Here is a 21,369-nt window from a genome sequence, read left to right on the forward strand (position 1 = left end):
CCGAGCCCGACAGATTGACCTATACGATCAGTGCCGTATCGATCGGCGTCTTCTTGCCCGAATCCTGCGCCGCTGCACGATCCGCCGCGACCAGAGCCAAGCCGAAGGCAGAAAATCGAAGCAAGGAAGATCTCTCTGGAACCGAGATGCTATCATCCATTTGCGCGGAATAGTCCGCGCATTCAACGTGATAATGCGGCGACGCGCCCTTTCCAGTAAGCCTAAATAAATCCAGGCGCCGGGAGCGACCCATGAGGATGCAATGCGCCCGAAACCGTGTCAGAGCGAACCGATCACGCTCTTGAGCTTCGCCTGGACGTGTTCGGCCGCCTGCTTGAGCCGCGGATTGTCGATCGCTTGCATTGAGGCGACGGGATCGATCGCCGCCACTTCGGTGTTGCCGTCCCCCTTGTCCTGCACGATGACGTTGCACGGCAGCATCGTGCCTACCTTGTCCTCAATCTCAAGCGCCTCGTGGGCAAGCGCCGGGTTGCAGGCGCCGAGAATGCGGTAGGGACGGAAATCGACATTGATCTTCTTCTTGAGAGTGTCCCTGACGTCGATCTCGGTGATGATGCCGAAACCCTCGCGCTTGAGCGCCTCAGTCGTCAGCCGCACGGCGTCATCGAAGCCGAGCGCAAGCGTTTTGGCGAAATAATAGCTCATGGTTCACTCCCAAGGCGTTCTTGCAAGACGCGAATATAGGAAAGTTCAACGCAGGCCGGAGAGATATTCGGCCACGGCCCTCTTATCGGCTTCGCTCAGCGCCGCCGCGATACGGCCCATCATTGTCGACGACGGACGCGCGCCACTCGCGAAGCGATCCAATTGATCGACGATATATGCCGCATGCTGTCCATTCAGATAGGGAGCGTCGGCCATCATGCCCATCATCGGCATCCGCTCCATCATGCCGCCTCCCATCATGCCCGTCACGGGCATGCCGCGTTGGCCGGACGCACGGTGACACATGGCGCAAGCGGGCATTCCCGCGAAGAAGATGCGCTCTCCAATCGCCGCCAAGCGTTGGTCCTTGACCGCGTCCGCCTTGCGCGACTGCTTGCCATAAAAGCTCGACGCATTCGCCATGTCGGCGTCGCCGAGGTCTGCCGCGATTGGCGCCATGATGTCCGACCTGCGAGTCCCATTCCTGAAGGCCCAGAGTTGGCGATAAAGGTAAGCCGGACTTTGACCCGCCAGTTTCGGAAATTGCGATTCGCTGCTATTGCAATCCGCGCCGTGGCACTCGGCGCATTTGGCATCGGCCACATGGCTTCCTAGCGCCGGGTCGCCTGCGCGCGCGCCATCCGATTGTCCCCGTGAGGCTCCCGTCATGGCGAGTAAACCTGCTCCAGCGATGAGAATGATCGCACCCGCTAATGAGATCGCCATCTTGCTCATTGTCATGGCTCCGCGACGTCACCCGGTCCGGATCAGGCGCTGAGGTCGCGCTTTTCCTGGAGGTATTCGTCGCGCTGGATTTCTCCCTTCGCGCAGTACTCACCGAGAATGTCGAGGCCTCGCGAAAGGCTTCGATCGTTACCGATCCGCACGGCGCCTCCAAAGAAGGAGAGGACAAGCGCAACGATCCCAACTGTCAGAAGCACCAGCAACAAAAAGGAGAGGATGCCGTCGGCATCCATCCCCAGCTATGTCTATCAGCCCGAGGGCCGTTCCACCACATCGGGGTCATTGCGCAGATTGCCAAAAGCCCGTCCGCCCCGATGTCCGCGGCCGGTTCCGCAAGTTCCCGTATTTGGCCCTGCCGCCGAGCGAAAGGAACGATTTATATAGGGTACCCCCCTATATTATAAACCCGTGATGGCACACACGATCAAGCACAAGACCAAGCTTCTCGCCCGCATCCGCCGAATCAAGGGGCAGGCCGAAGCCGTGGAGCGCGCGCTGGAAGCCGAGATCGGCTGCACCGACGTGTTGATGCTGGTCGCCTCCATGCGCGGCGCCATCAACGGACTGACGGCGGAGCTGATGGAGGACCACATCCGCCATCACGTGGTGAACCCGGACGCCGAGCCGGACCCCGAGCGTGCCAAAGGCGCCGCCGACCTGATCGAGGTCGTCCGCACCTACCTCAAGTGATCTGAGAGCAAGATGACTGCGTTTACAGACCTGCTCCAGCAGGGGGCCGCGCACGCCTGGCTGTTCATCCCCTCGGCCATCCTGCTCGGTGCCCTGCACGGGCTTGAGCCGGGCCATTCCAAGACGATGATGGCCGCCTTCATCATCGCCATCCGCGGCACGCTCACCCAGGCCGTCCTGCTGGGCCTCGCCGCAACGGCCTCGCACACGGCGGTGGTCTGGCTCATTGCCCTCGGGGGGCTGTATTTCGGGCAGCAATGGGGTGGCGAGGCCAGCGAACCCTATTTTCAGCTCGCTTCAGCCGTGGCGATCATCACCATCGCCGCCTGGATGGCCTGGCGGACGTGGCGCGAGCAGAGCGACGCGCATCACCACCATGAGGACAAGACCCGTCTCCTCTCGACCGCAGAAGGGGAACTGGCGCTCGACATCTTCGAGGATGGCGTGCCGCCGCGGTGGCGCATCTCCAGCCCCGGCGGGCGCATGCTTCCTGACGCCGAGCGCGTCTTTCTCGAAACCCTGCGGCCCGGCGGCGGCCGTCAGGTCTTCCCGTTCGTGCACCGGGGTGAATTCCTCGAGAGCACGCACGATATTCCCGAGCCCCATGCCTTTTCAGTGGAGCTTCGCATGCGCCTCGCCGACGGCGGGGAGGAGGTCCATGCCCTCGTGTTCGAGGAGCATGACCATGCCCACATGAATCTCGGCGACGAGGACGACGCCCACGCCCGCGCCCACGCCGCCGATATCCGCAATCGCTTTGCCGGCCGCCCGGTGACCACCTGGCAGATCATCGTCTTCGGACTGACGGGCGGGTTGATCCCGTGCCCGGCGGCGATCACCGTGCTGCTGATCTGCATGCAGCTGAAGGTCTTCAGCCTCGGCTTCGTGCTGGTCCTGTGCTTCAGCATCGGCCTGGCGCTCACGCTGGTGTCGGCCGGCGTGCTCGCGGCCCTCAGCGTCCGGCACGTCTCGCAACGTTGGTCGGGCTTCAGCGCCTTCGCCCGGCGCGCGCCCTATGCCTCGGCCGCGCTGATCCTGATGGTCGGCCTCTACACCGGCTGGCTCGGCTGGCATGGTCTTTCACGGGAGCACGCTCCGTCGGCCGGCATCAGCGCGGGCGCGGTGCAAGGCGATTTCTTGCCTGCGCCAACTTCGTATGGCGAAGCACGCCGGCTGGGATAAAAGGGCTTGTCCGCAGAGCAGCCGTCGCGCCCGCAGGACGGCCTCGCAGGAGTGCGTCACCCCGTGTCTCCCGAATGCCATATCCTGATCGTCGATGATGACGCCGAGATCCGACGCCTCGCCGGCAAGTTCCTGCGCGAGCACGGGCACAAGGTCACCGCGGCACAGGATGCGCGCGAGATGCGCGAGGCAATGAAGGCGGGGGCGGTGGATCTCATCATCCTCGACATCATGCTGCCCGGCACGAGCGGGCTCGACCTATGCCGGGACATCCGCCGCACGTCGGACGTGCCCATCATCATGCTCACCGCGCGCGGCAGCGACGTGGACCGGATCGTGGGGCTGGAGCTCGGTGCGGACGACTATCTGTCGAAGCCCTTCAATCCGCGCGAGCTGCTCGCGCGCATCCATGCGGTGCTGCGGCGCATGCGGCCTTCGGGCGACGCCACGGCTTCCGGGGGCACCCTGCTCGCCTTTTCCGGCTGGACCCTCGACACCCGCCGGCGCGAGCTGACCAATCCCGAAGCCGTGGTGGTGGATCTGTCGACTGGCGAATATGACCTGCTCCTGACCTTCCTCGAACATCCCCAAAGGGTGCTGACGCGCGACCAGCTGATGGACGCTGCCAAGAACCGCACCGCCACAGGCTTCGACCGCGCCATCGACATCCAGGTCAGCCGGCTGCGCAAGAAGCTTGAGTCCCATGGCGGACCGGAGATGGTGAAGACCGTGCGCGGCGCCGGCTATTTCTTCGTCCCGGAGGTGGAACGCTCGTGATCCGCGCCCTGATCCGCGCATCGGACAGCCTCGCCGTCCGCACCGCCGTGGTGGCGGTGCTGGGCATCGTCGTCGTGCATGTGCTGAGCCTGTGGACCTACGAGCACGCCATGGAGCGCGAGCGCCATGCGGCCCATGCCATCCGCCTCGCCGACCAGATCGTCGCGCTGCGCCGGTCGCTGGCAGCAGCGCCGCCGGAAAGCCGCGAGGATGTGGCCCATGACTTGTCCGGCGGCGCCATCGACGCGCACTGGAGCCGGGAAGCCATGGCCGCACCCGGCCCCCATGCCGCGGAGGGATGGCAGCGCCTCGCCGACGACGTGCGCACGCTGGCGCCTGACCTCGGACCGCAGGATGTGCTGGTGGGCGCGGGCACCGATCCGCACCTCAGCCTGGTCGCCGTGCGCCTTCCGGACGGCAGCTGGCTGAACGCCCGCCTGTTCGCCTCCATGCCGCAGGCGGCCGGGACGCACGGATCGGTGCTCTCCACGACCCTCATGGCGACGGGCGTGCTGCTGCTGTCGCTCGCCATCGCCGCCTGGCTGACGCGGCCGCTCAGGGCCATGGCGCGGACCGTCGCGGCCCTGCCTCCGGACGCCCCTCTGGTGCGGCTCCCGGAGACCGGCCCGACGGAGGTGCGGGAGCTGGCCCACGCCTTCAACGGCATGCAGGCTCGCATCGCGGAGCTGATGGAGCGGCGCACCCAGGCCCTCGCCGCCGTCTCCCACGATCTGCGCACGCCCATGACACGCCTGCGCTTCCGCATGGAGGACGTGGGCGACCCCGCCCTGCGCGAGGCCATGGCGGCGGACGTGGCGGAGATGGAGCAGATGGTGGACGCCACCCTGTCCTACCTGCGCGGCGAGGCCAGCGAGGAGCCGGTACGCCCGCTCGACCTCGTGGCGCTGGTGGAGACGCTGGTGGACAATGCCCGCGACCGGGGCCTTGCCGCCGATCTTGCAGCCCCGCCGCGCCTGGTGGTGGCAGGCCGCCTCGTCAGCCTGAAGCGGATGGTGTCGAACCTGCTGGAGAACGCGCTTCTCTATGGCGGCGCCGCGCATGTCGTGCTCGCGGAGGAGGGCGCCGAGGCGGTGCTGACGGTGAAGGACGAAGGCCCAGGCATTCCGCAGGACCAGTTCGCCGCCGTGCTCGAACCCTTCGTCCGGCTCGACACCTCGCGCAGCCGGTCCACCGGCGGGGTGGGGCTCGGCCTTCCCATCGCCCGTGCGGTGGCCGAGGCCCATGGCGGCACGCTGACCCTCGCCAACGGCGCCGGCGGCGGCCTCGTCGCGACAGTGCGCCTGCCCAAGCTCCAGACTGAAACAAACTGATACAGAAGCGATACGCGGCGTGACAGCCCGTGCGCTATCTGGCTCCCGTACCGGATTGAGGATCGGACGGGTTGAAGGATGGTGCGTCATTTCATGCGGAGAGTTGGCCTTGGGTCGTGGGCCCTTCTCGCCGGCCTGGTGCTGGCGACGGGCGCGATGGCGCACGAAGGCCACGACCACGGCGCGCCTGCCGCGCCTCAGGTAACGTCTCTCGCCCCCCGTGCCGAGGCCGCCTCCGCCGATTTCGAGCTGGTGGCAGTGCTGCGCGACGGCATCCTCGCCATCCACCTCGACCGCTTCACCGACAACGCGCCGGTGGACCGCGCGACCATCGAAATGGACACGCCCGAAGGCGCGCAGACCGCAAAGCCCGAGGAGCCCGGCACCTATGTGGTTGCCGCTCCGTTCGCCGCGAAGCCGGGCACGCACGACCTCGCTTTCACGGTCACGGCCGGCGGCACGGTGGACGTGCTCGCAACCACTCTCACGGTGCCTGCGGCTTCGGTGACGGCCGACCCCAGAGCCACTGCGCCGGCGGCGCTGGCGCTGCTGGGCGGATCGCAATTGGGCTTGGGTGCCGGCGTCGTTATCGGCTTTCTCGCGGCCGTGCTCTTGATGTCGCTGCGGCGGCGCACGGCGGCACTCGTTCTCGCTGCCGGTCTGGGGCTTGCCTCCGCCGCGCTCCCGCCGGATGCGCAGGCCGCGGATACGCCGAAGCCTTCCGCACGCGATGCGGCCCAGCGCCTGCCCGACGGCTCGGTGATCGTGCCGAAGCCCAGCCAGCGCATCCTCGGCGTGCGCACCATCGTCACGGCTTCCGCCAGCCATGCCCGCGCGGTGGAACTGCCGGGGCGGGTGGTGCCGGATGCCAATGCCAGCGGGCTCGTGCAGACGGCGGTGGGTGGGCGGCTGGCACCGCCGCAGGGCGGCTTCAAGCCGCTCGGCACCAAGGTCGCGGCGGGCGACATCCTCGCGTTCGTGCACCCGCCCATCGGCGCCTCGGACCTCAAGGACCTGGAGCAGCAGGGCTTTGAGCTGGACCAGCAGATCGCCATCGTGAAGCGCCGCTATGAGCGCCTGTCGGCTATCCAGAACGCGGTCACCCGCCGCGAGGTGGAGGAGACGGAGATTGAGCTGAAGGGTCTACAGACTCGCCGCGCCACGCTGGAGCGGGTGCAGCGCGAGCCGGAGGCGCTGCGCGCGCCCGTTGCCGGCATCATCGCCACCTCGGACGCGGTGGCGGGACAGATGGCGGACCCGAACACTGTGGTGTTCCGCATCATCGATCCGGATCGGCTGTGGGTGGAGGCGCTGGGTTTCTCGCCGGACATGGGCCGCTCCGGGGCTTCCGGGCGATTGCCCGATGGCCGCTCCGTCGCGCTCACCTTTCTGGGCGCGGGGATGTCCGACCGCAGCCAGGCCGTTCCGCTGCAGTTTTCCGTCACCGCGGGTGCCGAGGGGCTGCGTCCAGGCCAGTTTCTCACGGTCCTCGCGGAGGCCGGCGCCCCGCGCATGGGCATCGCCATCCCCCGCACGGCGGTGGTGCGCGGGGCGAACGGTCAGGCCATCGTCTATGAACATGTCGCAGCCGAGCGCTTCGTTGCGCGCGAGGTAAAGACGGAGCCCCTCGATGCCGGCCGCGTGCTGGTGGTGGCCGGCCTGCCGCCCGATCGCCGCGTGGTTACCGAGGGCGCCGAACTCATCGACCAGATCCGCTGAGGCCGGCCGATGTTCAGCTTCCTCGTCACCCAGTCCCTCAAAAACCGCCTGCTGGTGCTGGCGCTGTCCCTCGTGCTGGTGGTCACCGGCGCCTTTGCGGTCACCCGCCTGCCGGTGGATGTGCTGCCCGACCTCAACCGGCCCACCGTCACCATCATGACCGAGGCGGAGGGCCTTGCCCCGGCCGAGGTGGAACAGCTTGTCACCTTCCCGTTGGAGACGGCGATGAACGGCCTGCCGGGCCTCATCCGCCTGCGTTCGGTCTCGGGGGTGGGGCTCTCCGTCCTCTATGTGGAGTTCGATTTCGGCACCGACATCTTCCGCGACCGCCAGCAGATCGCCGAGCGCATCGCTTTGGTGCGGGACCGGCTGCCGGCGAACGTTGCCCCGCAGATGGGGCCCATCAGCTCCATCATGGGGCAGATCCTGATGTTCGCGGTGACGAGCGACACTGCGTCCCCCATGGCGGTGCGCGAGGCGGCGGACTTCATCATCCGCCCGCGCCTGCTCGCCATTCCCGGCATCGCGCAGGTCATCCCCATGGGCGGGGAAGTGCGGCAGTTCCGCGTTTCGCCGGACCCTGCGGCCATGCGCGCCCATGGCATCTCCCTCGATGCGCTGGAAAAGGCGGTGGCGCAGTTCGGCACCAATTCGGGCGGTGGCTTTGCTGACCATGGCGGGCGCGAGTTCCTGATCCGCAACATCGGCCGCACCCTCAGCCTCGACGACCTGAAGGGGCTGGTGCTGCCCCGCCCCGCCGGCGGCACCGTCTTCCTGCACCAGGTGGCGCAGGTGGATTACGCGGCCCGCATGAAGCGGGGCGATGCCGGCTACATGGGCCGGCCGGCGGTGATCGTCTCGGTGGAGAAGCAGCCGGAGGTGGACACGATCGCCCTCACCCGCGCGGTGGAGGACGCGGTCAACGACCTGAACCGCACGCTGCCCAACGGCATCCGCATTTCGCCGCCGGTGTTCCGGCAGGCCGACTTCATCGCCGCCTCCATCGGCAACGTGGAAAAGGTGCTGATGGAGGCCATGGCGGTGGTGGCCGTGGTGCTGTTCCTTTTCCTCGTCAACTGGCGCACCACCTTCATCTCGCTCACCGCTATACCCGTGTCGATCCTCGCCACGGCCATCGTGTTCCACGCCTTCGGCCTCTCCATCAACACCATGACGCTGGGCGGCCTCGCCATCGCCATCGGCGAGCTGGTGGATGACGCGGTGGTGGACGTGGAGAACATCTTCCGCCGCCTGCGCGAGAATGCCGCCGCCGCGGCGCCGCGGCCGGTATTCGACGTGGTGGTGGCGGCGAGCCGGGAGGTGCGCTCCGGCATCGTCTACGCCACGCTCATCATCGTGCTGGTGTTCGTGCCCTTGTTCGCGCTGCCGGGCATCGAGGGGCGACTGTTCGCGCCGCTGGGGCAGGCCTATATCGTCTCGATCCTCGCGAGCCTTGTCACCTCCGTCACGCTCACGCCGGTGCTCGCCTTTTACCTGCTCCCCGCACTCAGCCGCCATGTGGAGCGGGAGAGCGTGCTGGTGCGGGGTCTGAAGCGCGGATACGCCGGCCTGCTCGCCGCCGCCTTCCGCCACCAGCGCCTCGTGATGTGCGCAGCCGCGCTTCTCTTCCTCGCGGCGGTGGCGGCCGCCGTGGGCCTGCCGCGCGCCTTCCTGCCGCCGTTCAACGAGGGCTCGCTCACCATCTCCATGTCCTTCCGGCCGGGCCTTTCCCTCGCCGAGAGCCATCGCATGGGCCTTGTCGCCGAAAAGCTCATCCTGGACGTGCCGGAGGTGAAGGCGGTGGGTCGGCGCACCGGCCGGGCCGAGCTCGACGAACACGCCGAGGGCGTCCATGCCTCCGAGATCGAGGTGGATCTAGGACCCTCCGCCCGCAGCCGCGCCGAGATCACCGCCGACATCCGCGACCGCCTCGCGGTGCTGCCGGCCGCCTTCAACCTGGGCCAGCCCATCTCCCACCGGCTGGACCACATGCTCTCCGGCGTGCGGGCCGAGATCGCCCTGAAGCTGTTCGGCGACGACCTCGATACCCTGCGAACTACGGCGGAAGACCTGCGGGGGCGCCTCGCCGGCATTCCCGGCCTTGCGGACCTGCAGGTGGAGCGGCAGGTGCGCGTGCCGGAAGTGACGGTGCGCGTGGATTATGGCCGCGCCGCCCTCTACGGCCTCCAGCCCGCGCAGGTGACGGACGCGCTGGAGCGGCTTTCCAACGGCCGCGTGGTCTCCCGCCTCGTGGACGGCGCGCGGCGCTTCGACGTGGTGGTCCGCCTGCCCGATGCGGCGCGCACCACGGAGGGACTTTCGGGCCTGCTGATCGAGACGCCCTCTGGCTGGGTGCCGCTCTCGCAGGTCGCCGAGGTGACGGAGACGGACGGGCCGAACCAGATCCTGCGCGAGGGCGGGCGCCGGCGCATCGTCGTGCTGGCCAACACCTCCGGCGGGCGCGACGTGGCGGTGGTGGTGGCCGACATGCGTGAAGTGATCGCGGCGACCGCACTGCCGGCCGGCATCTCCGCGAGCCTTGAGGGCACCTTCGCCGCGCAGGAGCAATCCATGCGCACCATCGGCGGCCTGTCCGCAGTGTCGGCGCTACTCGTTTTCGCGCTCCTCTACAGCCGCTACCGCTCGGCGCTGTTCGCCGCCATCATCATGGGGAGCGTGCCGCTGGCGCTCATCGGCGCGGTGGTGGCGCTGTGGATCGCCGGGCAGCCCCTGTCGGTGGCGAGCATGATCGGCTTCGTGACGCTCACCGGCATCGCCGCGCGCAACGGCATCCTGAAGATCAGTCACATCATCAATCTCGCCATCGCCGAGGGCATGGCGTTCGGCCCCGCTCTGGTGATGCGCGGCAGCCTGGAGCGGCTGACGCCGGTGCTGATGACCGCCGCGTCCGCCGGCATCGCTTTGCTGCCGCTCATGAGCGGGGCCGAGGTTCCGGGCAAGGAGATCCTCCACCCCGTCGCCATCACCATTTTCGGCGGCCTGGTCAGTGCCACGCTGCTCGACGCCGTTCTCACCCCCGTCCTCGTCCTGCGCCATGGCCGACGCCCGCTGGAGCGGCTGGTGGCAGCGGCGTGGGAGACCGCCCCCTCCACCGCCGCCGCCCGCGCGGACGCCTTCTGACCGGAGCCTGTCATGATCTTTCGCCGCCTTTTGCCGGCCGTCCTCAGTCTCCCGCTGGTCGCCTTGCCCGTCCTGGCCCACGAGCCCGGCGCGGGGGCGAACGGCGGGGTGCGGGTGGATGCCGGCCATTACCACGCGGAGCTGGTGGCCGACGGCACGCCCAATGTCGCGCTTTATCTGAGCGACGGCGCCGACAAGCCGGTGGCGGCCGAGGGCTTCAAGGCCAACGCCATCCTCGTGGTGGACGGCAAGGCCCAGCGCTTTCCCCTCTCGCCCGCCGGCGGCAACCGGCTCGCCGGGACGGCGGCGGTTGCCATCCCAAAGGGCGTGAAGGGCGTGGTCCAGATCTCCGCGCCCGACGGCGCCTCCGCTCAGGCCAAATATTGAAGACCGCCCGAAACCCCTTCGCTTCGCCTCGTCTGCCCGGCGACGAGCCAAAGAGGCCGATCATGACCCGACCCGTGTTCCAATCCGCCCTCTCCCGCCGCGCCGTCCTGACCGGTGGCGCGGCGCTCGGCGCCCTCGCCTTCTCCAGCGGCTGGCAGCGCGCCCTTGCGGCTCCGCTTCTCACGGTGGAAAGCCTCACCCTCGACGTGAACGGCAAGGCGGCGAAGGTGTTCGCCGTTAAGGGCCCTTCCGGCGAGGGCCTCTTCGCCAAGGAGGGAGACCGGCTCACCGGCGCGGTGCTCAACGCCTCGCAGAGCCCTGCGGTGATGCACTGGCACGGCCAGATCTTCGCCCCGCCGGACCAGGACCTCGCCCGTCCCAATGGCGGCGAACTTGCCCCCGGGGGCATCGATCAGGTGGATTTCCGCCTTACCCCGGGCACCCACTGGATGCACTCCCACACCTTGAGCGAGCAGCAATTGCTCGCCGCGCCCCTCGTCACCCGGGAGGCGGACGCGGGCGATGTCCAGGACGTGGTGGTGATGCTGCACGACTTCTCCTTCCGCAGCCCGGAGGAGATCCTGGCCGAACTCGGCGGAGCGAACGCACACGGCGGCCACGGTGGTCACGGCATGGGCCAGCAGATGCAAGGCATGCCGGGAATGGCGATGCCGGGAATGGACCACTCCGGCCACGGCATGGGGGGAATGGGTGCCGGGCCGGGCGCTGGAATGGGCGCCGCGATGCAGGGGGGAGGTATGCAAGGCGGCGGCATGATGGTGCACGCCAACGATGTTGCCTACGACGCCTTCCTTGCCAACCGCCGCACCCTCGCCGATCCCGAGGTGGTGCAGGTGGAGAAGGGCGGTCGGGTGCGGCTCCGCATCATCAATGGCGGCACCGCCACCGCCTTCTTCATAACCGTGCCGGGCCTGAAGGCGACCTGCATCGCGGTCGATGGCACGCCTTGCGCCCCGCTGGTGGCGGATGCCTTTCCGCTCGCCCAGGGACAGCGCATCGACCTCCTCGTGGAGATCCCGGCAGGGGGCGGTGCCTTTCCGGTGCTGGCGCAGGTGGAGGCCTCGCCCCGTCGCACCGGCTTCGTGCTGGCGACGGCCGGTGCTGCCATCGCCCGCCTCGGGGAGACGGCCGACAGACCGCAGGGGCTTCTCGACCTCGCCTTCGAGGGGCGGCTTTCCGCCTTAAATCCTCTCCCGGCGCGGCGGGCGGACAAGGTCTTCCCCATCATGCTGGGCGAGGAGCCGGGCTATCGCTGGACCATCAACGGCCGCATCCACGGGGAGGACGTGCCCTTCAGCGTGCAGCAGGGCGAGCGGGTGGAGATGACCTTCCTGAACCCCACCGGCATGAGCCATCCCATGCACCTGCACGGCCACCATTTCCAGGTGGTGGGCATCGGCGGGCGCCGCTTTGCAGGCGCCCTGCGCGACACGGTGATGGTGCCGCCGCACACGCCCGTGACCATCGCCTTCGATGCCGGGCAGAGGGGCGAGTGGTTCCTGCACTGCCACCACCTCTATCACATGGCCACCGGGATGATGGCGGTGGTGAAGGTGGCTTGACGATCGAGGTGGACAGGAAGCAGCAGGAAGCCTGGCGGGAGGCTGCAGGTCCGCGCCCCGCCATCCCGAGGACCGTCTGGGCCCTCGGCTTCGTCAGCATGTTCATGGAAATCTCGTCCGAGATGATCCACGCGCTGCTGCCGCTCTTCCTCGCCGGCACCCTCGGTGCGAGCGTCGCCATGATGGGCATGATCGAGGGCGTGGGGGAATCCAGCGCGCAGATCGCGAAGGTCTTCTCGGGCTATTTGTCGGACCACTTCGGTCGGCGCAAGCCGCTGATCCTGCTCGGCTACGGGTTCGGCGCCGCATCCAAGCCGTTCTTTGCCCTGGCCGGCGCTCCGGCGATGGTGTTCGCCGCGCGCTTCGCCGACCGCGTCGGCAAGGGCATCCGGGGCGCGCCCTGCGATGCGCTTGCGGCCGACGTCACCCCGCCCGAGATCCGCGGACGCGCCTATGGCCTGCGCCAGGCCCTCGACACGGTGGGCGCCTTCGTCGGGCCGCTGCTTGCCGTCGCGCTGATGGCGCTGTTCGCCGACGACATGCGGGCCGTCTTCTGGGTCGCCCTCGTTCCCGGCGCTCTTGCCGTGCTCTGCGTCGTCCTCGGCGTCGAGGACAGGTCCGTGGGCACGGTTGGAACAGGCCGGCCTCCACCGGTGCGGATCGCGGATCTCAGGCGCCTCGAACGTCCCTTCCTTGTCGTCGTGGCCATCGGTGTCGTCTTCACGCTCGCGCGCTTCAGCGAGGCCTTCCTCGTCCTGAATGCCTACGACGAGGGACTGCCGCTGGCGCTCGCTCCGTTCGTGCTCGTCGCGATGAATGTCGTCTATTCCCTCGGCGCCTAACCCGCCGGCGCCTGGTCGGATCAGGCGCCGCCGGAGCGGCTTTTGCTCAGCGGCCTTGCCGTGCTGGTGGCGGCCGACCTCTCCCTCGCCTTCGTCCCGGGCCTGTGGGGGGCGTTCCTCGGCATCGGCTTGTGGGGCGCGCTCATGGCGCTCACCCAGGGCCTTCTCGCCAAGCTCGTGGCCCAGAACGCCCCGGCGGCGCTGCGCGGATCAGCCTTCGGCCTGTTCAACCTCGCCACTGGCCTCGCGACGCTGGCGGCGAGCCTTGCCGCCGGGCTGCTGTGGGACATCAGTGGCGCCCGGGCGACGTTCATCGTCGGCGCCGTCTTCGCCCTCCTCGCATCCGCGCTCGTGATCACCTTCGATCCCAGCCGGAAGTCCTGAGGCGGTCCCGCCGACCATCGTCGCGGGAGGCGCGCTGGTCCTGTCCGACAGGGGGCGGTGGACAGGCTTGGCCTGCCCACCCCTTTCGTCCCCGGGACGCACTCTCATCGGCCGAGATACTTGAGGAGCGCCGCGATCCCGAGGACGACCAGGACCAGGATCAGGAGGCCGAACAGCCACATCCCCCACATGCCGGAGCCCATCATTCCGTCGAAATTCAGCATGGTTCCCTCCCTGGAGCCGGATCCGTCTCTGCAGTCCAAGAACGAGGACGCCTTAGCCAAGCGGCGTGCGCCGCAGGCGCAGGGCATTGGCGATGACGCTGACCGATGACAGCGCCATGGCCGCGGCGGCGATGATGGGCGACAGCAGAAGCCCGAACAGGGGATAGAGCACGCCCGCCGCCACCGGTATGCCGGCCGCATTGTAGATGAAAGCGAAGAACAGGTTCTGGCGGATGTTGCTCATGGTGGCGTGGCTCAGCTGCCGGGCGCGGGCGATGCCCTGGAGATCGCCCTTCAGCAGCGTCACGCCGGCGCTCTCGATGGCGACGTCCGTCCCGGTACCCATGGCGACGCCGACGTCCGCCGCGGCGAGGGCGGGCGCATCGTTCACGCCGTCGCCGGCCATGGCGACGATCCGCCCTTCCTGGCGCAGCCGCGTCACCACCTGCGCCTTGTTCTCCGGCAGCACCTCTGCTTCCACCTCGTCGATGCCCAGGCGCCGGGCCACCGCCTCGGCGGTCGTCCGATTGTCGCCGGTGAGCATGACGACGCGGACCCCGGCGGCCCGGAGCGCCGCCAAGGCCACGGGGGTGGTCGCCTTGACCGGGTCGGCGATGGCGATGAGGCCGCCGATGCGCCCGTCCATTGCAACGAAGATCACGGTGGCACCATCGGCGCGTAGCGCCTCGGCCTCGGCCGACAGGGGGGAGAGGTCCACGCCTTCCTCGCCCATGATGCGGTGGCTGCCGATGACGAGCTTTTGGCCGTCCACCGTGCCAGTCACGCCCTTGCCCACCGGGCTGTCGAAATCCTGGGCCTCGCCGAGAGGCAGGGCGCGCTCCTCCGCCGCGGCGACGATGGCCGCCGCGAGCGGGTGCTCGCTCGCCCGCTCGAGCGTCGCCGCAAGCCGCAGGAGCGCGTCCTCTTCCAAGGCGCCGGCCGTCTTCAGCGCGACCACCTTCGGCTTGCCTTCCGTCAGGGTGCCGGTCTTGTCCACCACCAGCGTGTCCACCTTCTCGAACCGCTCCAGCGCCTCGGCATTCTTGATGAGCACGCCCATGGATGCGCCGCGACCGACGCCCACCATGATGGACATGGGCGTCGCCAGCCCGAGCGCACAGGGGCAGGCGATGATGAGCACCGCCACGGCGGCGATCAGCCCGTGGGCGAAGCGCGGCTCCGGCCCAAAGATGCCCCACGCCGCAAAGGCAAGGACCGCGATGGCGATCACCACCGGCACGAACCAGCCGGATACCTCGTCGGCGAGGCGCTGGATCGGCGCGCGCGAGCGTTGCGCCTCGGCCACCATGTGGACGATCTGCGCCAGCATGGTGTCCCGCCCCACCTTGCCGGCGCGCATGACGAAGCCGCCGCTCTGGTTGAGCGTGCCGCCGATGACCTTCGCGCCGACGTCCTTGGTGACTGGCATGGATTCGCCGGTGATCATGGATTCGTCCACCGAGGAGCGGCCCTCGACCAGCTTGCCATCCACCGGCACCTTCTCGCCTGGCCGCACGCGCAGGCGGTCGCCCACCACGACCGCCTCCAGCGCCACGTCCTCGTCGCTGCCGTCGTCACGCACGCGCCGGGCGCTCTTGGGGGCGAGGTCGAGCAAGGCGCGGATGGCGCCGCCGGTCTGCTCGCGGGCGCGCAGCTCCAGCACCTGGCCGAGCAGGACCAGCACTGTGATGACGGCAGCGGCCTCGAAATAGATGGCAACCGATCCGTCGGCGGCGCGGAAGGTCGCGGGGAAGATCTGCGGCGCGAAGGTCGCCACCACGCTGTAGGCCCACGCCACGCCCGTGCCCATGGCGATCAGCGTGAACATGTTGAGGCGGCGGGTGACCAGCGACTGCCAGGCGCGGGTGAAGAACGGCCATCCCGCCCACAGCACCACCGGTGTTGCCAACACGAGCTGGGTCCAGTTGGACGCTTGCGCGCCGAGCAGCATGTGGAGATTGGTGAGGTGCCCGCCCATCTCCAGGGCCAGCACCGGCAGCGCCAGCGCAAGGCCGATCCAGAAGCGGCGCGTCATGTCCACGAGCTCGGCGCTGGGACCGGTTTTGCCTGTCGCCACCTCGGGCTCCAGCGTCATGCCGCAGATGGGGCAGTTGCCCGGTCCCAGCTGACGGATCTGCGGGTGCATGGGGCAGGTGTAGATCACGCCTTGAGGCTGACCCTTCGCTGCGGGCGGCGTTTCCGCCGCACCGGCGGTATAGGCAGAAGGGTTTGCGTCGAATTTGTCGTGGCATTTTGCCGAGCAGAAGAAATAGCTCTTGCCGCCGTAGTCCGACCGGAACCCGGCGGTGGCCGGGTTCACCTCCATGCCGCAGACGGGATCCTTGACCATTTCCGTGGGCGCGATCCCGGCGCCTTCGGGCGGGTGAACTGCATGGTCGTGGTGGTGATGGTGGCCGGCGTGCGTGTCGTGCTCAGTCATGAGGGCGGTCTCCGGAGCGAGGGGCTGTCGCGGATGAAATTCCGATACGGGGAAAAAGGCGGGGACGCGGCTGGCATAATCATCCCACGTCGGCCCGAACTCAGTGCGGGCTGCGGCTTCTTCCTGCCGTGCGAGCCGCACATAGACCGAGACGAGAATGGGGAACATGGCGAGCGTGACCAGCGTCGGCCATTGCAGCAGGAAGCCGAACATGATGACGACGAAAGCGGCGTACTGGGGATGCCGCACGCGGGAATAGGGACCTTCGGTCGCGAGGCGGTGATCGCGCTGGGCCGCATAAAGCACGTTCCAGCTCGCGACGAGCAGCCAGAAGCCGCCGAAGATCAGAATATTGCTGAAGATGTGGAACGGCCCGAAATGGGGGTTCACGCGCCATCCGAACAGGGTCTCCAGCAGATGGCCGGCGTCGTGGGACCAGAAATCGACACCGGGAAACTGCCGGCCGAGCCATCCCGACAGGAGATAGATGGTCAGCGGAAAGCCGTACATCTCGGTGAACAGGGCAAGGATGAAGGCCGAGAACGCCCCGAGCGTGCGCCAGTCCCGCGGTGTCTGCAGCCGGGTGAAGCTTGCCGCAAACAGGATGAAGACCGCCGAGTTGATGATCACGAGGCCCCACAGGCCATAAGCGGAGGTCTCGGTCATCGGTTGCCCCCATCGGGACCCGGCGGCCGTTCGCCTGGCTGGTGTCCCGCATGATGGCCGTGGCCGTGATGCATGAACATGTGCATCAGCGGGCAGGCGAGCAGCAGGAGGAAGGGCAGATACCCCAGCGCATGGACGCGGTGCTCCGAGAACAAAAGAAAGGCCACCGCGAGAAGAAAGCCGATGGCGACGATGCCGCCGGGCGAGCGCCAGAAGCTTCGGTGCGGGGCGCGCGTGCCGGTGTCATTGCCGGGCCGCGGCATATGGCCGGTGTCGTCATGCAAGGACATTTGGTCCTCCTCCACCTGAGCGAAGCAGGCCGGCTGCGATCGCCGACCCGCCAGCGAGGTTCGACGCTCACATGGGGCCCATTCCACCCGGCATCATGAGCTGGTCCGCCGTGCGCTTCTGCGCTTCGTCGAACGACGCGTAGAGCGGCCCGAGCGCGGCCTTGAGGCGGCGCACCGCTTCGAGGCGGGCGACGAGCATGCGCTCGTGACCGTCGATCCGCTGCGGCAGGGTCGGCGCCGAGCCGCCCTGCGCGGCCATCATCATCTCCTGCATGTCACCCATCATGGCGCGATTGGCCTTGAGCGCTTCCGTGAATGCGCTCCACAGGGGCTGCTGCGCCTCAGTGATCTTCAGTTCGGCCTTCAGGAAGGCGATGCGCCCTGCGATGCGGTCGGGGTCCATCATCTGGCTCATCCCCATGCCGGCCCCTGCGTTTCCGCCGCCCATCATGCCCATGCCACCCTGGCCCATCATCCCCATCATGCCCGGCCCCATCATGCCTTGAGGGCCACCTGGCGTCGGCGTGGCCTGAGATGGCTGCGGTGCCGGCGCGGCAGCCTGGGGCGCAGCAGGCTGGGCCTCCGGCGGATGGTGCGCGTCCTCGGCGAAGCCCGGCGTCGAGAGCAGCAGCGCGCCGGCGAGCATCAGATTGCGAAACGTCGTCATAGTCAGTTCTCTCCTATCGCTGCGGTCCGGCTGATGCCGGCCGCCTGGAAATCCAAACCGCTCCGTGTATCCTGTGGCCCTGTGCCCTCACTCCTGTGCTGTGGGTCCGCACCGGCTGGGTGGGCACTGCCCACGCCGTCATAGAGACTGTCGAAGAGGCGCTCCCACAGGGCGTCCCGCAGGCGCCGGCCCTGCTCGATCCCCTCGGCGACGCGCGAGACGACGTGCTCCTCCTCGACCTTGAAGGGGTTGTCCGCTGCGGCCGGATGCCGGTCGGCGGCGACCTGCTCCGCGAGCCATCGGACATCGCGCATCCAGGGCATAAAGCCTTCCGACAACAGGTAGCGGCTGGTGCGCATTGGGTGCAGCGTCTCAAGCATCGCCGCCGACCAGGGCGTCGTCAGCGCCCGTACCCAGGGGCTGACGAACGTGCGGTAGAAGGCTTCGTTGCGCTCCGACAGGTCGCGCACGCGCTCGAAGGCAGGGTCCTGCCGGGCGAAGCGGATGTCGGACACCTCGCGCGCCTCGAAGCGGACCTGATAGGCGCCCTCACGGCAATCGGGATCGCCGGACGGATTGTCGATCTTCATCTCGTAGAGGCCGGGCGGGAGCGTCTCGATCCGCGGCAGGCTCTCGAGGATGGCCCGATGCTCCAGCCGCGCAACCTTTGCGGAAACGAAGATGCCGAGGTGACCCACATGGCGGTTGATGAGATAGACGATGCGCTGGCCCGCCGCCTTGAGATCTTCCGTATCCTGGTACACGATCGGTAACCAGCCGAGCGCCTGATGGGGCGGCGTGATGTTGTCGCCATAGGATGCGAAGATCACGAGCGGGTTGCGGATGCGCCTGAGATCCGCATGGCACCCTTCGCAGATCCGGACGCGGCCCTGCTCCAGCCTGTTGCCGACGAAGAAGTTCTCCACGATGGCGAGGATCTCCTCGCGGCTCAGGAAGTAATAGCCGCCCCACCAGCGCTCGAAGGCGAGGAACCGCTCCCGCTCAGTATCCATGTGGGCATAGAGGTTCGCGTACTTCTCCCATACCGCCTCGGGCTTCAGCCCCTCGAAGTTCTGCACCAGAAAGGCGCCGTCGAAGCGTCCGTCCCCGAGGTCGGCGAGAAGGTGTGTCAACCACGCCCCGCCCTCGAAGCCGGCGGCGATGCGCATGGGGTTGATGCCGGTCTCGCCGGCCCAGTAGGACAGAGGGGTCCCGTTCAGCACGGCCGGTCCGGCCAGCCCCGCGCAGTTCGCGGCCAGCAGCGTCACCGCCCAGCCGGCCTGGCAGTTCCCATAGAGCACAGGCGCGGCGCCGGAATGTCGCCATGACACCTCCTCGACGAACCGCCGCAGCACGTGAAGCACGTCGGCGAGCGTCTGCCCCGCGGCGGGCTCTGGATAGAAGGTGACGAAATAGACGGGGTGCCCCTGGTGCAGGGCGATGCCGACCTCGGAGTCCTGCTTGAAGCCACCGATGCCGGGGCCGTGGCCGGCGCGCGGGTCGAGGATCACCACGGGCGGCTTGGCCGCGTCCAGACAATCTTCCAGGCACTCGTCCCCCACGCGGGTCACGCGCAGGAGGGCATAGTTTGCCGGACGCTCGAGCCGGCGGGCATCGAGCAGGACCTCATAGTCGAAGTCGAGCAGAGCCGGCTTACCGGCGCGCTCGTGCGCCAGCATGTTGTCGGCCCGCTGGCGCAGCGTGTCCCAGAACAGGATCCAGCGCTCGGCCACGTCCCTGCCATAGGACAAGAAATCGCGAGCGAACGTTCCGGGATCGCTGGAGAAGGCGCTCCCTTGGGCATTTCGGGTTTGCCGCGGGGTTCCGGTGCCAGTCGGTCCGGATTGTCCAAGCGCAGCCGTGCCGGCCATAGGCTCGGCAAGCGTGTCGCGACCATACATGGAAAGGTCCTCGTTTCGCCATCGGCACGAGGCCGACGCTGATTTCGGGGGCATCTTGCGGCACGTCGACGCGCCGGCGCCCTCAACGGGCGCTGCTTCGCGCGTCCGCCTCACGCCTGAAATGCGTTGAGACCGGTATCAGCTCTGGAAACGCGGGGGATCGAGGCCGGGCAAGACCGCCAAGCCGTCCGCGGCCTGGTTGGCGAGATCAAAGGGCTCTCGAACAAAGGTCAGATCCAGAACGTGCAGGCTCGCGCCGTCGGCCACGGGCACATAGACACTGCAGGAGACGCTGCAGCACTTTCCGTGTTCAGCGGGTTGGGTCGGCTCGTCCGGATGATGATCTGCGGGATCAAGCGAGGCGATCTGGTACGGATGATCCGCCGCAGCTGCGTATGCCGAATCCTCGTCATGGCACGGCGCGGAATAGGCGCTCGCGATGGGTCCGAACAGCATGGCCATTGCCACCAGGATCGCTGGCAGCACCTTCACCCACCCCGCTGCCGACCTGAGCCTGATCATATGCCTCATCGCCTCACCGGCGAACTATGCCTCATCATAGGTGCGCATGAAAGGACCGCCTTGAGCAGGATCAACGCGGGCGCCGACGAGGTCACCTGTTGCACGTGCTGTTCGGCGAGATCATCACGCTGAACACGCTGGGACTGGGCCTGGAGGTGCCGATGTTGGCGTCGATCCGGCCAGCGTCCCTGATCCTCACCCTTGCCGCGCTCAACGCCGTGTTCCGCTTCCACCTCGGCGTGATGACGATTTTGGCAGGCTGTTCAGTGCTCGGACTGCTCTATGGGCTTGCGGGCGGTATCGGGTGAGCCATGAATAATGGCTCTGTTCGACTTGGCGCGTCGACGGACGGATGCCGAACGGGGATGATGGCGGCCTCCGCAACCTCACAGAAGACCGGCCCGATCCTCTTCGGCTTCACGTCCCCCGTTCCGGGCCGGCTCCGTGCACTTCCGCCGCGACGGGTAGGACCAGATAAGATAGCTCCCATCATGCGCTGGTCCGCGACCGACCACGTGGCGTCGTCTCGTCTCAAGTAATCGCGATCGACCGCCGCTTGGGCCTCTGCCACAATCCGGACGGCGCCACCGATCCGCATCCTCGGACAGCATGGATGGCAAGGCTCTTTCGGCTCCGGCCCTGCCGAATGACATGGAGCGTGCTCAGATCTGCGCAAGGTCCCAACTGGACGCGCTGGCCGCGACCCGCAACAGCGTCGTGACGCCGATGGCAATAGCGCCGATGATCGAGAAGACGATCTGCCACGTCTCGGACGGCATGGCGAGCTTCGCGATGCCATGCGTGGCGTGATAGCCGACGATGACGGCCGGGATGACGAAGGCGAGCGCAAAGAGGAGCCGCGCCCACATCGGACGAACGACCGCGAACAGAACCTGGCCGATGCCGAGCGTGATGCCCCCGGCGATCAGGCCAACGACGATCGCACCGAGCCAGCCCGCGCCGGTTTGGTGTGCCCAAGTGCCGGCGCTGACAGCGGCGAAGAACGGCAGCGCGAAGACCGCGAGCGTAAACAGCAGCCAGCAGAATAACGCGATGGCGGCGAGACCAAGCAGGATGCCGAGGAAAATCATGGTGGTATCTCCATAAGGAAAGCTCTGACGGTTGCGCCTTCCACCACCACCACCGCGGCGCGATCACCAGCATAGCAAGGGAAAAAGCCGCCGGAATCCCTGCAATGGGGATGCTCGGGACT

General features: G+C 67.9%; 18 protein-coding genes and 2 pseudogenes. 10 read left to right on the forward strand and 10 right to left on the reverse strand.

Annotation, left to right across the window (positions count from 1 at the left end):
- Positions 1-279: 279 nt before the first annotated feature.
- From V5F66_RS03700 to V5F66_RS03710, 3 genes are read right to left on the reverse strand one after another with little or no spacing between them, the layout of a single operon-like run.
- Positions 280-666, reverse strand: a complete 387-nt coding sequence (locus V5F66_RS03700; RefSeq protein WP_149578546.1) for a DUF302 domain-containing protein — start codon at positions 664-666, stop codon at positions 280-282.
- Positions 667-711: 45 nt separating this feature from the next.
- Positions 712-1,401: a c-type cytochrome gene (locus V5F66_RS03705; RefSeq protein WP_245327175.1), complete on the reverse strand. Its 690-nt coding sequence runs from the start codon at positions 1,399-1,401 to the stop codon at positions 712-714.
- 32 nt (positions 1,402-1,433) lie between these two features.
- Positions 1,434-1,643, reverse strand: coding sequence for an SHOCT domain-containing protein (locus tag V5F66_RS03710; protein ID WP_149578544.1), 210 nt, complete (start codon positions 1,641-1,643; stop codon positions 1,434-1,436).
- A gap of 178 nt (positions 1,644-1,821) precedes the next feature.
- Between V5F66_RS03710 and V5F66_RS03715 the strand changes: the two genes are divergently transcribed.
- From V5F66_RS03715 to V5F66_RS03755, 9 genes and pseudogenes are all read left to right on the forward strand, one after another.
- The gene (locus tag V5F66_RS03715) at positions 1,822-2,100 is read left to right on the forward strand and encodes a metal/formaldehyde-sensitive transcriptional repressor (RefSeq protein WP_138399103.1); all 279 of its coding nucleotides are present in this window, start codon (positions 1,822-1,824) and stop codon (positions 2,098-2,100) included.
- 12 nt (positions 2,101-2,112) lie between these two features.
- Complete coding sequence (locus tag V5F66_RS03720; RefSeq protein WP_149578543.1) at positions 2,113-3,282, forward strand: nickel/cobalt efflux transporter; 1,170 nt, start codon at positions 2,113-2,115, stop codon at positions 3,280-3,282.
- A gap of 63 nt (positions 3,283-3,345) precedes the next feature.
- Complete coding sequence (locus V5F66_RS03725; RefSeq protein WP_149578547.1) at positions 3,346-4,059, forward strand: response regulator; 714 nt, start codon at positions 3,346-3,348, stop codon at positions 4,057-4,059.
- Complete coding sequence (locus tag V5F66_RS03730; RefSeq protein WP_209483288.1) at positions 4,056-5,390, forward strand: ATP-binding protein; 1,335 nt, start codon at positions 4,056-4,058, stop codon at positions 5,388-5,390. Before V5F66_RS03725 ends, V5F66_RS03730 begins: the two co-directional genes overlap by 4 nt.
- A 78-nt stretch (positions 5,391-5,468) precedes the next feature.
- Entirely contained in the window at positions 5,469-7,109 is a 1,641-nt protein-coding gene (locus V5F66_RS03735; protein ID WP_149578549.1) for an efflux RND transporter periplasmic adaptor subunit, read from the forward strand.
- 9 nt (positions 7,110-7,118) lie between these two features.
- Positions 7,119-10,250 carry an efflux RND transporter permease subunit gene (locus V5F66_RS03740; protein WP_209483290.1) on the forward strand — a complete coding sequence of 1,044 codons (3,132 nt, stop codon included), beginning with the start codon at positions 7,119-7,121 and terminating at the stop codon, positions 10,248-10,250.
- Between the two features lie 12 nt (positions 10,251-10,262).
- Positions 10,263-10,637 carry a hypothetical protein gene (locus V5F66_RS03745; protein ID WP_149577254.1) on the forward strand — a complete coding sequence of 125 codons (375 nt, stop codon included), beginning with the start codon at positions 10,263-10,265 and terminating at the stop codon, positions 10,635-10,637.
- Between the two features lie 62 nt (positions 10,638-10,699).
- Entirely contained in the window at positions 10,700-12,220 is a 1,521-nt protein-coding gene (locus V5F66_RS03750) for a multicopper oxidase family protein (protein WP_149577255.1), read from the forward strand.
- Between the two features lie 98 nt (positions 12,221-12,318).
- Positions 12,319-13,446: pseudogene (locus tag V5F66_RS03755) on the forward strand (MFS transporter).
- A gap of 276 nt (positions 13,447-13,722) precedes the next feature.
- Here V5F66_RS03755 and V5F66_RS03760 read toward each other — a convergent pair.
- The 6 genes and pseudogenes from V5F66_RS03760 to V5F66_RS03785 all read right to left on the reverse strand — a co-directional run bounded on the left by V5F66_RS03760 (position 13,723) and on the right by V5F66_RS03785 (position 20,120).
- Complete coding sequence (locus V5F66_RS03760; protein WP_232847551.1) at positions 13,723-16,110, reverse strand: heavy metal translocating P-type ATPase; 2,388 nt, start codon at positions 16,108-16,110, stop codon at positions 13,723-13,725.
- Between the two features lie 153 nt (positions 16,111-16,263).
- A pseudogene (locus V5F66_RS03765) lies at positions 16,264-16,776 on the reverse strand (methyltransferase family protein); the annotation flags it as partial.
- Complete coding sequence (locus V5F66_RS03770; protein ID WP_188079545.1) at positions 16,773-17,066, reverse strand: DUF2933 domain-containing protein; 294 nt, start codon at positions 17,064-17,066, stop codon at positions 16,773-16,775. The gene V5F66_RS03770 and the pseudogene V5F66_RS03765, both read right to left, overlap by 4 nt.
- Positions 17,067-17,133: 67 nt before the next feature.
- Positions 17,134-17,733 (reverse strand): Spy/CpxP family protein refolding chaperone, encoded by a 600-nt coding sequence (locus V5F66_RS03775; RefSeq protein ID WP_149577257.1) that lies wholly within the window; start codon positions 17,731-17,733, stop codon positions 17,134-17,136.
- A gap of 2 nt (positions 17,734-17,735) precedes the next feature.
- Entirely contained in the window at positions 17,736-19,634 is a 1,899-nt protein-coding gene (locus tag V5F66_RS03780; RefSeq protein WP_149577258.1) for a DUF3141 domain-containing protein, read from the reverse strand.
- 138 nt (positions 19,635-19,772) lie between these two features.
- Positions 19,773-20,120 (reverse strand): hypothetical protein, encoded by a 348-nt coding sequence (locus V5F66_RS03785; protein WP_238513336.1) that lies wholly within the window; start codon positions 20,118-20,120, stop codon positions 19,773-19,775.
- A 134-nt stretch (positions 20,121-20,254) separates the two neighbouring features.
- Here V5F66_RS03785 and V5F66_RS03790 point away from each other — a divergent pair, with 134 nt between their 5' ends.
- Positions 20,255-20,464, forward strand: a complete 210-nt coding sequence (locus V5F66_RS03790) for a hypothetical protein (RefSeq protein WP_012116555.1) — start codon at positions 20,255-20,257, stop codon at positions 20,462-20,464.
- A gap of 354 nt (positions 20,465-20,818) precedes the next feature.
- On the opposite strand, the gene V5F66_RS03795 is transcribed toward V5F66_RS03790, so the two are convergent.
- Entirely contained in the window at positions 20,819-21,247 is a 429-nt protein-coding gene (locus V5F66_RS03795; protein ID WP_012116554.1) for a hypothetical protein, read from the reverse strand.
- Positions 21,248-21,369: the final 122 nt, after the last annotated feature.

Origin of the sequence: Xanthobacter versatilis, from assembly GCF_043193975.1 — a bacterium.
GTDB lineage: Bacteria > Pseudomonadota > Alphaproteobacteria > Rhizobiales > Xanthobacteraceae > Xanthobacter > Xanthobacter autotrophicus_E.

Excerpts from the sequence above, each read along its gene's own strand:
- V5F66_RS03700 (WP_149578546.1), bottom strand. The coding sequence starts at position 666 with ATGAGCTATTATTTCGCCAAAACGCTTGCGCTCGGCTTCGATGACGCC.
- V5F66_RS03705 (WP_245327175.1), bottom strand. The coding sequence starts at position 1,401 with ATGAGCAAGATGGCGATCTCATTAGCGGGTGCGATCATTCTCATCGCT.
- V5F66_RS03710 (WP_149578544.1), bottom strand. The coding sequence starts at position 1,643 with ATGGATGCCGACGGCATCCTCTCCTTTTTGTTGCTGGTGCTTCTGACA.
- V5F66_RS03715 (WP_138399103.1), top strand. The coding sequence starts at position 1,822 with ATGGCACACACGATCAAGCACAAGACCAAGCTTCTCGCCCGCATCCGC.
- V5F66_RS03720 (WP_149578543.1), top strand. The coding sequence starts at position 2,113 with ATGACTGCGTTTACAGACCTGCTCCAGCAGGGGGCCGCGCACGCCTGG.
- V5F66_RS03735 (WP_149578549.1), top strand. The coding sequence starts at position 5,469 with ATGGTGCGTCATTTCATGCGGAGAGTTGGCCTTGGGTCGTGGGCCCTT.
- V5F66_RS03740 (WP_209483290.1), top strand. The coding sequence starts at position 7,119 with ATGTTCAGCTTCCTCGTCACCCAGTCCCTCAAAAACCGCCTGCTGGTG.
- V5F66_RS03745 (WP_149577254.1), top strand. The coding sequence starts at position 10,263 with ATGATCTTTCGCCGCCTTTTGCCGGCCGTCCTCAGTCTCCCGCTGGTC.
- V5F66_RS03750 (WP_149577255.1), top strand. The coding sequence starts at position 10,700 with ATGACCCGACCCGTGTTCCAATCCGCCCTCTCCCGCCGCGCCGTCCTG.
- V5F66_RS03760 (WP_232847551.1), bottom strand. The coding sequence starts at position 16,110 with ATGACTGAGCACGACACGCACGCCGGCCACCATCACCACCACGACCAT.
- V5F66_RS03770 (WP_188079545.1), bottom strand. The coding sequence starts at position 17,066 with ATGTCCTTGCATGACGACACCGGCCATATGCCGCGGCCCGGCAATGAC.
- V5F66_RS03775 (WP_149577257.1), bottom strand. The coding sequence starts at position 17,733 with ATGACGACGTTTCGCAATCTGATGCTCGCCGGCGCGCTGCTGCTCTCG.
- V5F66_RS03780 (WP_149577258.1), bottom strand. The coding sequence starts at position 19,634 with ATGTATGGTCGCGACACGCTTGCCGAGCCTATGGCCGGCACGGCTGCG.
- V5F66_RS03795 (WP_012116554.1), bottom strand. The coding sequence starts at position 21,247 with ATGATTTTCCTCGGCATCCTGCTTGGTCTCGCCGCCATCGCGTTATTC.